Raw genomic sequence first — 11100 nt, 5'->3', positions numbered from 1 at the left:
AGCCGCGCCTTCACCTTCCGCACCAGCCCGACCAGCCCGGGCGCCAGCGCCAGGACCAGGAGCATCTGCACCCCCTGCACCGCGAGCCCCAGCATCACACGATCGCCCGCCGCGCTCTGTACGGCCTGCCACTCCAGAGAGAAGAGGGCAGCGCCCGACCCGGCGGGCGAGAAGCGCCCGCCTTGGGGCGGGGCGGGCGCTGCCCGAGGCAGGGCCTCGGGCGGGACAGCTGGGGAGGGCACTGCCCGTCCTTCACCGCTTGCCCGACCCGCTCCAGCATCAGTTCCATATCGCGAGCCCGACCAGCAGCAGGATGAGCGAGATGAAGACCAGCCCGAGATACCGCCGGATGGTCAGGAACTGCAGCGCGTTGAGCCGCGCCGCCACCGCCCCCACCGCCCCCGCGAGCGGCAGGTAGAGCCGCCCCCAGGCCAGGTCCTCGGTCGTCGCCGTATGGCGCGCCGGTGCCATCGACCCCGGCGGCGGCATCTCCACCGTCTCGCGCGCGGCGAGCAGCGTCGTCCCGAACACCCGCCGGATCGGCTGCGCGAAGCCGCCGGCGCTGTACTGCACCAGCGGATCGGCCGTCGGCGTGCCGCAGTCCCAGGCCGGCCCGCGCCGCAGCCGCCGCGAGGCGAAACGATGCACCAGCCCAGCCGCCGCCAGCGCGCTCACCGCGATGAAGACCAGCACCAGGAACCCGCTGTAGCTGCTCCTCACCTCGACGACCGGCACCACCGTCAGCCAGGGGTTCCCCATCTGCACCGGCAGCCGTCCGCCCACCGCGACCTCCACCGCCGGCGCCAGCAGATCGAGCACCGCTCCCGGCACCGCGCCGGCAAAGACGCAGAGCAGCGCCAGCCCCGCCATCGCCCCGAGCGACCAGCGATCGACCTCCCGCGCCCCGGCCGCCGCCTCCGTCCGCGCCATCCCGAGAAACGCTGTGCCGTAGAAGCGCACGAAGCAGGCCGCCGCCACCGCCGCCGCCAGCGCCAGCATCCCCCCCGCCGCCGGCACCAGGAACTGCAAGGCCGGCTGCGGCAGGTCCGGGCTCTGCAGGATCCCCTGGAAGAGCAGCCACTCCGAGGCGAAGCCGTTCAAGGGCGGCAGCGCCGAGATGGCGACGACCCCGACCAGCGCCAGGAAGGCCGTCACCGGCATCCGGTGCACGAGCCCCCCCAGCCGATCGAGTTCGCGCCTGCCCGTCGCCGTCAGCACCGCGCCCGCCGCCATGAAGAGCAGGCTCTTGAACAGCATGTGGTTGAAGGCGTGGAACAGCCCCGCCGTCAGCGCCAGCGCCGCCAGCACCGTCATCCCGTTCGCCTCGAAGGCGAGCGCCAGCCCCAGCGCCGCCACGATCACGCCCACGTTCTCGATCGTCGAATAGGCCAGCACGCGCTTGGCGTCGCCGTCGACGATGGCGAAGAGGATCCCCATCACCGCCGTCCCCGCCCCGATCAGGATCACCACCGCGCTCGCCCACCAGGGCAGCGGCCCGGCCAGCTCGAAGACCACCCGCACGAAGCCGTAGAGCGCGACCTTGGTCATCACCCCGCTCATCAGCGCCGAGACATGGCTCGGCGCCGCCGGATGCGCCAGCGGCAGCCAGACGTGCAGCGGCACCAGCCCCGCCTTCGACCCAGCCCCGACGAGCATCAGCAGCAGCACCGCCGCCGCCACCCCCGGGCTCCGCTCGACGCCGGGAATCGCCGCGAACCCATAGGCCCCGCCCGGCCCGGCCAGCAGCCCGAAGACGAGGAGCAGCGCCATCGTCCCGAAGGCCGCCATGCTGAGATAGACATACCCCGCCTGCCGCGACCCGGCGTCGCGATGGTCCGCCACCACTAGCGCCCAGGAGAGGAGCGACATCATCTCCCAGGCGAGCAGGAAGCTGAAGGCATCGTCGGCGAGGAGCACCAGCGCCATCGCTCCGAGAAACGCCACGTAGAAGGGCACCACCCGCCCCGGCGCCCGCTCGTGCCGCCCGTAGCCGATGGCATAGAGGCTCGCCGCCGCGCCCCCGATGCCGACGATGACCGCGAAGAACCCCGAGAGCGCGTCGAGCCGGAAATGCGCCCCGAGCCAGGGCAGCCCGAGCGGCAGCACCGTCCGCTCGGCCGGCCCCCCGGCCGCCAGCGCCCACACGCCCGCCACCGCCAGCACCCCCGAGAGCCCCGCCGCAACGCCATAGACCGCCGCCGCCCCCTCCGGCCGCCGGACCGCCCAGACGGCCACCGGCGCCAGCCCGAGGAACGCCCCGGCCACCACGAGCGCGAGGTCAGTCACGCCCATCGGCCGCCCCGTCTCCCGGCGCCGGCGACACCGCCCACGCCTTCAGCCGCACGCCGCGCCCGCCGCCGGCACTCGCCACCCCCTCGCCGATCAGCTCCACCCCGGCGCGGTCCAGCGCGTCGACGATCCGCGTCAGGCTCTCGATCACGCCGCGGACCGTCCCGCCGCTCGCCTCCATCCGCTGCACGGTCGGCACCGAGACCCCCGCCATCCCGGCGAGCGTCTTCTGGTCGATCCCCAACAGCGCGCGTGCGGCGCGCAGCTGCGCCCCGGTCATCATGAATCGGCTCCAAAGCCGCAAGACTCAATATGAGCACCTCAATAGAGATATCTCACATATCTCGTCAACCTCCCGCGCCCCCTTTTCCACCCCTTCCGCTCCGCCCCGCCCCCCGCTACGATGTTTCCGTTCCGTACCAGACCGCCGAGGCTCCCTTGACCGCCCGCTCCGGCAGCGCCGACCTGCCCCTCCACTCCGGCCGCGTCCCCGCCTGGCTTGCCGAGCGGATGACCCGCCTCGGCGCGCTCATCGCCGAGGCGATCGTCCACCACTACGGCCGCGACGAATTCCTCGCCCGCCTCGCCCACCCCTTCTGGTTCCAGTCCTTCGGCGCCGTCATGGGTATGGACTGGCACTCCTCCGGCATCACCACCTCCGTCATGGGCGCCCTGAAGCGCGGCCTCCCGCCCGAACTCGGCCTTCACGTCTGCGGCGGCCGCGGCCAGCACTCGCGCCGTACCCCGGCCGAGCTCCTCGCCGTCGCCGAGCGCACCGGCCTCGACGGCGACGCCCTCGCCCGCGCCAGCCGCCTCGTCGCCAAGGTCGACAGCGCCGCCGTCCAGGACGGCTTCGCCCTCTACCTGCATAGCTTCGTCCTCGCCGCCGACGGCAAGTGGGTCGTCGTCCAGCAGGGCATGAACGACACGACCCGCTACGCCCGCCGCTACCACTGGCACTCCGACACGCTGAAAAGCTTCGTCGAAGCCCCGCACGCCGCCATCGACGGCCCGCCCGCCGGCGAGATCGTCAACCTCACGGACCGCCGCGCCGCCCCCTCCCGCCAGGGCCAGCTCGCCCTCCTCGCCGACCTCGGCCCCGACCGCATCCTCGCCGAGCTCACCCGCCTCGCCCCGCCTCCCAGCCAGCCGCTCCTCCCCCACCTCGCCATGCCGGCCCACCACGACGTCCGCCCGAAGGACGTCATCCAGCGCCGCCTGCACGGCGCCCTCGCCGCCGTCGCCGACCGCGGACCGGCCGACTTCGCCGACCTCCTCCTCGTCCCCGGCGTCGGCCCGCGCACCCTCCTCTCCCTCGCCATGGTCGCCGAGGTCGTGCACGGCGCCCCCTGCCGCTTCGCCGACCCCGCCCACTTCTCGCTCGCCCACGGCGGCAAGGACCGCCACCCCTACCCGGTCCCGACGAAGGTCTACGACGAGACCATCACCCTCCTCCGCGCCGCCCTCACCCGCGCCCGCCTCGGCCAGAGCGAACGCCTCGACGCCCTCCGCCGCCTCGACGCCCAGGCCCGCCGCCTCGAGCGCACCGCCGAGGGCCCCTCGCTCGACGGCTTCCTCGCCGCCGAACGCGCCCGCTCCGCCGACCTCGGCGGCCGCAGCATCTTCGGCTGGGAGCCCGCGCCCGGCCCCGCCCGACGGGCGAGATGACGCCGCCTCCTCCCCGTGCTACCTCACCCTCAGCGCCGCACCACCGAGAAGGATCCGTCCCCGTGAACCGCCAGCTTCCCGTCGCCCCACCTCCGGCCGGCCCCAGGCCCGCATCCGAACGCGCACCGGGGCGGCCGGAGGACAGGTCGGGCGAGGTCTTCGACCGGGCGGTCAACGCGCTCGCCGCCCGCTTCACCCTCGGCCTCTCCCCGGCGGCGCTCCGGGCCGCCTGGAGCGACTGGCTCGTCCACTTCGCCGCCGCCCCCGGCAAGCAGAACGCCCTCCTGCGCCGCGCCATCCGCCAGACGATCGAGCTCCAGCTCTACGCCATCCGCGGCGGCACCGGGCGCTGCGTCGAGCCCCTCGCCCAGGACCGCCGCTTCGCCGCCGACGCCTGGTGCCGCCCGCCCTTCGGCATCATCCACCAGGCCTTCCTCCAGCAGCAGAAGTGGTGGTCGGCCGCCACCACCGGGGTGCGCGGCGTCACCCCCCGGCACGAGGCGGCGGTGGAATTCGCCGCCCGCCAGATCCTCGACGTCTTCTCGCCGGCGAACTTCCCGCTCACCAACCCGGAGGTCCTCGAACGCACCCGCGCCACCGGCGGCATGAACTTCGTGCGCGGCGCGCGCAACTGGGCCGACGACTTCGTCCGCTTCGTCACCGGCGACCCCGAGCCCCACCCGTCGGGCTTCCGCCCCGGCATCGAAGTGGCGCTGACCCCGGGCAAGGTCGTCTACCGCAACCGTCTGATGGAGCTCATCCAGTACGCCCCGACCACCGCCGAGGTCCGCCCCGAGCCGGTGCTCATCACCCCGGCCTGGATCATGAAGTACTACATCCTCGACCTCCGGCCGGAGAACAGCCTCGTGCGCCACCTCGTCGCGCAGGGCTTCACCGTCTTCATCATCTCCTGGCTCAACCCCGACGCCCGCGACCGCGACCTCGGCATGGACGACTATCTGCGCCACGGGCAGATGGCCGCCCTCGACGCGGTGCAGGCGATCACCGGCGCCCCCCGCATCCACGCCTGCGGCTACTGCCTCGGCGGCACGCTCCTGACCATCGCCGCCGCCGCCATGGCGCGCGACGGCGACGACCGGCTCGCCACCCTCACGCTCCTCGCCGCCCAGTCCGACTTCACCGAGGCGGGCGAGCTCACCCTCTTCATCAACGACAGCCAGGTCGCCTTCCTCGAGGACATGATGTGGGAGCAGGGCTACCTCGACACCTGGCAGATGGCCGGCGCCTTCCAGCTGCTGCGCTCGCACGACCTCATCTGGTCGCGGCTGACCCGCGACTACCTGATGGGCGACCGCCCGGAGCCGACCGACCTCATGGCCTGGAACGCCGACGCCACGCGCCTGCCCTACCGCATGCACTCGGAATACCTGCGCTGGCTCTTCCTCGAGAACCGCCTCGCCGGCGGCCACTACCAGGTCGACGGCGCGCCCGTCGTCCTCTCCGACATCCGCACGCCGGTCTTCGCCGTCGGCACCGAGACCGACCACGTCGCCCCCTGGCGCTCGGTCTACAAGGCGCACCTCCTCTTCGACTCCGACGTGACCTTCGCGCTGACCAACGGCGGCCACAACGCCGGCGTCGTCTCCGAACCCGGCCATCCCCGCCGCCACTACCGTCTCCTCTCCACCCCGGCCCACGCCGCCTATCGCGGCCCCGATGCCTGGGCCGCCGCCGCCGAGCTCCGCGAGGGTTCATGGTGGCCCGCCTGGAGCAGCTGGCTCGCAGAGCACTCGGGCGAGCCCGTCCCGCCGCCCGGCCTCGGCGCACCCGGCTATCCCCCGCTCGAGGAGGCTCCCGGCAGCTACATCCTGATGTCCTGACCGGCGCCTTGCGGCGACGCACGCGAAATCGCTCGCCCGGGGCCCTCAGCCGTCGAGCCGCACCCTGCGCAGCCGGAGCGCATTCCCGATCACCGAGACCGAGGAGAAGCTCATCGCCGCCGCCGCCAGCATCGGCGAGATCAGCATGCCGATGAACGGATAGAGCACCCCCGCCGCCACCGGCACCCCCGCCGCGTTGTAGACGAGCGCGAAGAAGAGGTTCTGCCGGATGTTGCGCATCGTCGCGACCGCCAGCCGCCGCGCCCGCACGATCCCGGTCAGGTCCCCCCGCACCAGCGTGATCCCGGCGCTCTCGATCGCCACGTCCGCCCCCGTCCCCATGGCGATCCCGACGTCCGCCTGCGCCAGCGCCGGCGCGTCGTTGACCCCGTCCCCCGCCATGGCGACCACCGCCCCCGCCGCCTGCAGCTCGCGCACCAGCGCCGCCTTGTCCTCCGGCAGCACCTCCGCCCGGATCTCGTCGATCCCGAGCGGCCCGGCCACCGCCCGCGCCGTCCGCTCGCTGTCCCCGGTCGCCATCACGATGCGGAACCCCAGCCCGTGCAGCGCCTTGAGCGCCGCCGGCGTCGTCTCCTTCACCGGATCGGTCACCGCCACCATGCCGGCCACCGCCCCGTCCACCGCCACGAACATCACGGTCTCGCCCCGGTCCCGCCGCGCATCGGCCTCGCCCGCCGCCGCCTCGAGCCCGAGCTCCGCCAGCAGCGCCGCGTTCCCCAGCGCCACGCGCCGCCCCTCGACCACCCCCGTCACCCCCTTCCCGGTGACCGCCTCGAACCCCTCGACCGGCGCCAGCGCCACCCCGCGCTCCTCAGCGCCGCGCACGATCGCCTCGGCCAGCGGATGCTCCGACCCCCGCTCCAGGCTCGCCGCCAGCCGCAGCACCTCCGCCTCCGCGCGCCCTTCCGCCGGCAGCACCGCCACCAGCTCCGGCCGCCCGAGCGTCAGCGTCCCGGTCTTGTCCACGATCAGCGTATCGACCTTGGCGAAGGTCTCGAGCGCCTCCGCGTCGCGGATCAGCACCCCGGCCTGCGCCCCCCGCCCGGTCGCCGTCATCACCGACATCGGCGTTGCCAGCCCCAGCGCGCAGGGGCAGGCGATGATCAGCACCGCGATCGCCGAGACCAGCGCATAGGCGAGCGCCGGCGACGGCCCGAACACCGCCCAGGCGACGAAGGCCACCGCCGCCACCCCGATCACCGCGGGCACGAACCAGCCCGCCACCTTGTCGGCCAGCTTCTGGATCGGCGCCCGCGACCGCTGCGCCGTCGCCACCATCTCGACGATCTGCGCCAGCACCGTGTCCTTCCCGACCCGCTTCGCCTCGATGACGAGGCTCCCCGTCCCGTTGATCGTCGCCCCGGTCACCGCGTCCCCCGCGGCCTTCTCGACCGGCACCGGCTCGCCCGTCAGCATCGACTCGTCGACCGAGGACCGCCCCTCGACCACCACCCCGTCGACCGGCACCTTCTCCCCCGGCCTCACCCGCAGCCGATCCCCCACCACGACCGCCTCGAGCGCCACCTCCTCCTCGCGCCCGTCCGCGCGCACCACCCGCGCCGTCTTCGCCGCCAGCCCCATCAGCGCCCGGATCGCCGAGCCGGTCCGCTCCCGCGCCCCGAGCTCGAGGATCTGCCCGAGCAGCACCAGCACGACGATCACCGCCGCCGCCTCGAAATAGACCCCGACCTGCCCCGTATGATGATCGCGGAACCCGGCCGGAAAGATCCCCGGCGCCACCACCGCGACGAGGCTGAACAGATAGGCCGCCGCCACCCCCATCCCGATCAGGCTGAACATGTTGAGGTTCCCGGTCCGGAACGACCTCGCCCCCCTGACCAGGAACGGCCAGCCGCACCAGAGCACCACCGGCGTCGCCAGCACCAGCTCTGCCCAGCGCGCCACCCCTTCCCCGATCCACGCCCCGACCGGCAGCCCCACCATCGGCCCCATGGCGATGACGAAGAGCGGCACCGTCAGCACCGCCCCGACCGCGAACCGCCGCCGGAAGTCGACCAGCTCCGGGTTCGGCCCCTCGTCGGCCGCCGGCACCCCCTTCGGCTCCAGCGCCATGCCGCAGATCGGGCAGTCCCCCGGCCCGACCTGCTCGATCTCGGGATGCATCGGGCAGGTATAGACCGTCCCCGCCGGCATCGGCTCCGCCGCCGGCCGGTCGCCGAGATACCGCTCCGGCTCCGCCTCGAACTTCCCCTTGCACCCGGCCGAGCAGAAATAGAACCGCTCCCCCCCGTGCTTCGCCATATGCCGCGCGGTCGCCCGCTCGACCTCCATCCCGCAGACCGGATCGGTCGCCGTGACGTAGCGCTCCGGATCGGCCGCGAACTTCCCCCGGCACCCCTCGCAGCAAAAGTGATAGAGATGCCCGCCATGCGCGTGCCGCGGCTTGCCCGCCTCCGGGTCCACGGTCATCCCGCAGACCGGATCCCGCACTACCGTCTCGACCGCCGCATCCATGGCCCGCACCCTCCAAAAACCGGATTCGGCACCCCATATGCCCCTTCCAGCAACTGGAAGGTCAAGAGGACGCGCCAATGAATATCGGAGAGGTGGCCGAACTGAGCGGCCTGCCGCCCAAGACGATCCGCTACTACGAGGACATCGGCCTCGTCCGCCCCAGCCGCGGCGCCAACGGCTACCGCAGCTTCGCCGAGGCGGACCTCCACCGCCTCGCCTTCCTCGGCCGCGCCCGCTCGCTCGGCTTCTCGATCGAGGAATGCCGCGGCCTGCTCGCCCTCTACGCCGACGCCGGCCGCGCCTCGGCCGACGTCAAGCAGATGGCCGAGACCCACCTCGCCGACATCGACCGCAAGATCGCCGAGCTCCAGTCCCTGCGCGCCACCCTCGCGCATCTCGTCCACCGCTGCCACGGCGACGACCGCCCCGACTGCCCGATCCTCGCCGATCTGGCCGGCAACCCGGCCCCATCGGAGGGATTCACGTCCCGTTAACCCGACGTATCCCAGCTAGATCAAGAACTTACCTATAGTTTCGCGCGCGAAATCCGCGAAATCTCCCCTCAGAGGTCGAGGTTCTGCGGCAGGATCACCAGATCCCGCACCACCACCCCCTTCGGCCGGGTCAGCATGAACATCACGCAGGCGGCGACCTCCTCCGGCTGCATCAGGCTCCCCGAGGCCAGCGCCTCCTCCATCTTCGCCTTCGGCCAGTCGTCGAGCAGCGCCGTCACCACCGGCCCCGGCAGCACCGCCCCGACCCTCACCCCATGCCTCGCCACCTGCCGCCGCACGGTATGCACGAAGGCCTGCACCGCGAACTTCGAGGCAGTATAGACCGGCTCCCACACCACCGGCACCACGCCGGCGACCGAGCTCGTCACCACCACGTCCCCGGCCTGCCGCTCCACCATGTGCGGCAGCACCTCCCGCACCGTCCGGAACACCGCGTTGACGTTCAGCCCCAGCATCCGGTCCCAGGCGTCCGGATCCTGCTCCACCACCTCGCCGCCGATATAGGCCCCGGCATTGGCATGGAAGATGTCGAGCTGCCCGGCCCTGCCGAGGATCGCCGGCAGCATCCCCGCGACGCTCGCCGGATCGAGCAGATCCACCACAACCGGAAACGCCCGCGGCCCCGCCTCCGCACAGAGCGCCGCCAGCCTGTTCTCCGCCCGGTCGACGAAGGCGACCGTCGCCCCCGCCTCCAGCATCGCCCGCGCGCAGGCGAGCCCGATCCCCGAGGCCGCGCCGGTGACCGCCGCGACCTTCCCCTTCAGCGCCTCGCCCAATGCTCCCTCCTCACGCCCTTCCGTGCGACACGCGGCTCTGCCGCGCCAGGCTGTCCACGATGACCGCGATCGCCAGCACCCCGCCGGTGATCATGTAGCGCAGGCTCGAGGACAGGTTGAGCAGCGTCAGCCCGTTGGCGATCGACTGGATCACGATGATCCCGAGCAGCGCCGACCAGGCGCTCCCCCGCCCGCCGAAGAGGCTCGTCCCCCCGATCACCGCCGCCGCGATGGCGTTGAGGTTCACGTCCCCCGTCCCCGCCTGCTGGCTCGCCGTCGCCAGCCGCGCCGCCGAGAGCACGCCCCCGAAGGCCGCGAACATCGAGCAGAGCGCGAAGGCCGACAGATAGATCCGCCTGACGTTGATGCCCGCCCGCCGCGCCGCCTCGGCGTTGCCGCCCACCGCCATCATCGACCGCCCCCACTTCGTCCGGGTGAAGGCATAGTTCATGATGACGACCAGAGCCACGAAGACCCCGAACATCCACGGCACCCCGCGCCCGAGGTTCAGGTACCAGACCACCACCTGCAGCCCGACGACGAGCGCCGCCACCTTGACGATGAGCCCGCCCATCGAGCCGGCATGGAGGTTCGCCGCCCGCCGCCGCTCCATCGTCCGCACCCCGGCCCAGAGCATCACCACCGCCGGCACCAGCGCCAGGGCATGGCTCAGCCAGTCCGGCATCACCATCAGCTGGCCGAAGTTCACGATCCACGACCCGTAGGGCAGGTTGATCGACCCGGTATTCCCCAGCAGCCAGAGCTGGAACCCGAGCAGCGCCAGCAGCCCCGCCAGCGTCGAGACGAAGCTCGGCATCCCGAGATGCGTCCTGAGGAGCGCATAGATCGTCCCGATCGCGCCGCCGAGGACGATCGTGGTGATCACCGCCGCCGGCAGCGGAAAGGCCCCGTTCACCCAGAGCACCCCGATCAGCGCCGAGGCCACCCCGCTCATCGACCCGACCGAGAGGTCGATCTCGCCCAGCATCAGCACGCAGACGATCCCGAGCGCGATCACCCCCGTGGTCGAACAGTCGAACAGCATGTTCACGAGGTTGTTCGACGACAGGAAGATCGGGTTGATGAGGGTGAAGATCGTCCAGATGATGACGAGCCCCACGATCACCGGCAGCGAGCCGAGATCGCCCGCCTTCACCCGGTCGATGAAGGCCGAGACCTGCCCGCCGATCCCCTCGGCGTGGGTGACGCGGGTGTCGCTGCGGTCGAGCGTCGGCCTCTCGGTCATGCCGGATCCCCCTGGGCTTCGGCGATGCGCTGCGCCCGCCGCGAGACGGCGTTGTCGACCGCCCCGGTGATCGCGCCGACCAGCTCCTCGTTCGAGGCGTCCGGCGTGAAGACGCCGTTGTTCCGCCCGAGCCGCAGCACCACGATCCGGTCGGCGACCGCGCGCACGTCCTCCATGTTGTGGCTGATCATGATGACCCCGAGCCCCCGGTCGCGCAGCCGCTCGACGAGGTTCAGCACCTCCGCCGTCTGCGCCACGCCGAGCGCCGC

Annotated in this window: 8 protein-coding genes and 1 pseudogene; 3 read left to right on the top strand and 6 right to left on the bottom strand. The window is 72.6% G+C overall.

Annotation, left to right across the window (positions count from 1 at the left end):
• Positions 1 to 279: 279 nt before the first annotated feature.
• Positions 280 to 2292, bottom strand: a complete 2013-nt coding sequence (hyfB, locus tag Q0112_RS03710; protein ID WP_297971570.1) for a hydrogenase 4 subunit B — start codon at positions 2290 to 2292, stop codon at positions 280 to 282.
• Positions 2279 to 2572 (bottom strand): helix-turn-helix domain-containing protein, encoded by a 294-nt coding sequence (locus Q0112_RS03705; protein WP_297971567.1) that lies wholly within the window; start codon positions 2570 to 2572, stop codon positions 2279 to 2281. Before Q0112_RS03705 ends, hyfB begins: the two co-directional genes overlap by 14 nt.
• A gap of 155 nt (positions 2573 to 2727) precedes the next feature.
• Here Q0112_RS03705 and Q0112_RS03700 point away from each other — a divergent pair, with 155 nt between their 5' ends.
• Together Q0112_RS03700 and Q0112_RS03695 are read left to right on the top strand one after the other, a co-directional pair.
• Positions 2728 to 3957, top strand: coding sequence for a DUF763 domain-containing protein (locus Q0112_RS03700; RefSeq protein WP_297971566.1), 1230 nt, complete (start codon positions 2728 to 2730; stop codon positions 3955 to 3957).
• Between the two features lie 62 nt (positions 3958 to 4019).
• Positions 4020 to 5798 carry an alpha/beta fold hydrolase gene (locus tag Q0112_RS03695; RefSeq protein WP_297971563.1) on the top strand — a complete coding sequence of 593 codons (1779 nt, stop codon included), beginning with the start codon at positions 4020 to 4022 and terminating at the stop codon, positions 5796 to 5798.
• Between the two features lie 45 nt (positions 5799 to 5843).
• On the opposite strand, the gene Q0112_RS03690 is transcribed toward Q0112_RS03695, so the two are convergent.
• Positions 5844 to 8294 (bottom strand): heavy metal translocating P-type ATPase, encoded by a 2451-nt coding sequence (locus Q0112_RS03690; protein ID WP_297971560.1) that lies wholly within the window; start codon positions 8292 to 8294, stop codon positions 5844 to 5846.
• A 77-nt stretch (positions 8295 to 8371) separates the two neighbouring features.
• Here Q0112_RS03690 and cueR point away from each other — a divergent pair, with 77 nt between their 5' ends.
• Complete coding sequence (cueR, locus tag Q0112_RS03685; protein ID WP_297971557.1) at positions 8372 to 8788, top strand: Cu(I)-responsive transcriptional regulator; 417 nt, start codon at positions 8372 to 8374, stop codon at positions 8786 to 8788.
• A 68-nt stretch (positions 8789 to 8856) separates the two neighbouring features.
• On the opposite strand, the gene Q0112_RS03680 is transcribed toward cueR, so the two are convergent.
• The 3 genes and pseudogenes from Q0112_RS03680 to Q0112_RS03670 form a co-directional block, all read right to left on the bottom strand.
• On the bottom strand, positions 8857 to 9585 hold the full coding sequence (locus Q0112_RS03680; protein ID WP_297971555.1) for an SDR family oxidoreductase: 729 nt from the start codon (positions 9583 to 9585) through the stop codon (positions 8857 to 8859).
• A 10-nt stretch (positions 9586 to 9595) separates the two neighbouring features.
• A complete protein-coding gene (locus Q0112_RS03675) occupies positions 9596 to 10831 on the bottom strand; it encodes a sugar ABC transporter permease (RefSeq protein WP_297971552.1) in 1236 nt (411 codons plus the stop codon).
• Positions 10828 to 11100, bottom strand: a pseudogene (locus Q0112_RS03670) (sugar ABC transporter ATP-binding protein); the annotation flags it as partial. The gene Q0112_RS03675 and the pseudogene Q0112_RS03670, both read right to left, overlap by 4 nt.

It is taken from the genome of uncultured Amaricoccus sp. (assembly GCF_937858865.1).
Classification (GTDB): Bacteria; Pseudomonadota; Alphaproteobacteria; order Rhodobacterales; family Rhodobacteraceae; genus Amaricoccus.
This window is presented reverse-complemented; position numbering and strand designations above follow the sequence as displayed.

Coding starts and splice junctions, on each gene's coding strand:
- hyfB (WP_297971570.1), bottom strand. CDS start 2,292: ATGGGCGTGACTGACCTCGCGCTCGTGGTGGCCGGGGCGTTCCTCGGG.
- Q0112_RS03705 (WP_297971567.1), bottom strand. CDS start 2,572: ATGATGACCGGGGCGCAGCTGCGCGCCGCACGCGCGCTGTTGGGGATC.
- Q0112_RS03690 (WP_297971560.1), bottom strand. CDS start 8,294: ATGGATGCGGCGGTCGAGACGGTAGTGCGGGATCCGGTCTGCGGGATG.
- cueR (WP_297971557.1), top strand. CDS start 8,372: ATGAATATCGGAGAGGTGGCCGAACTGAGCGGCCTGCCGCCCAAGACG.
- Q0112_RS03675 (WP_297971552.1), bottom strand. CDS start 10,831: ATGACCGAGAGGCCGACGCTCGACCGCAGCGACACCCGCGTCACCCAC.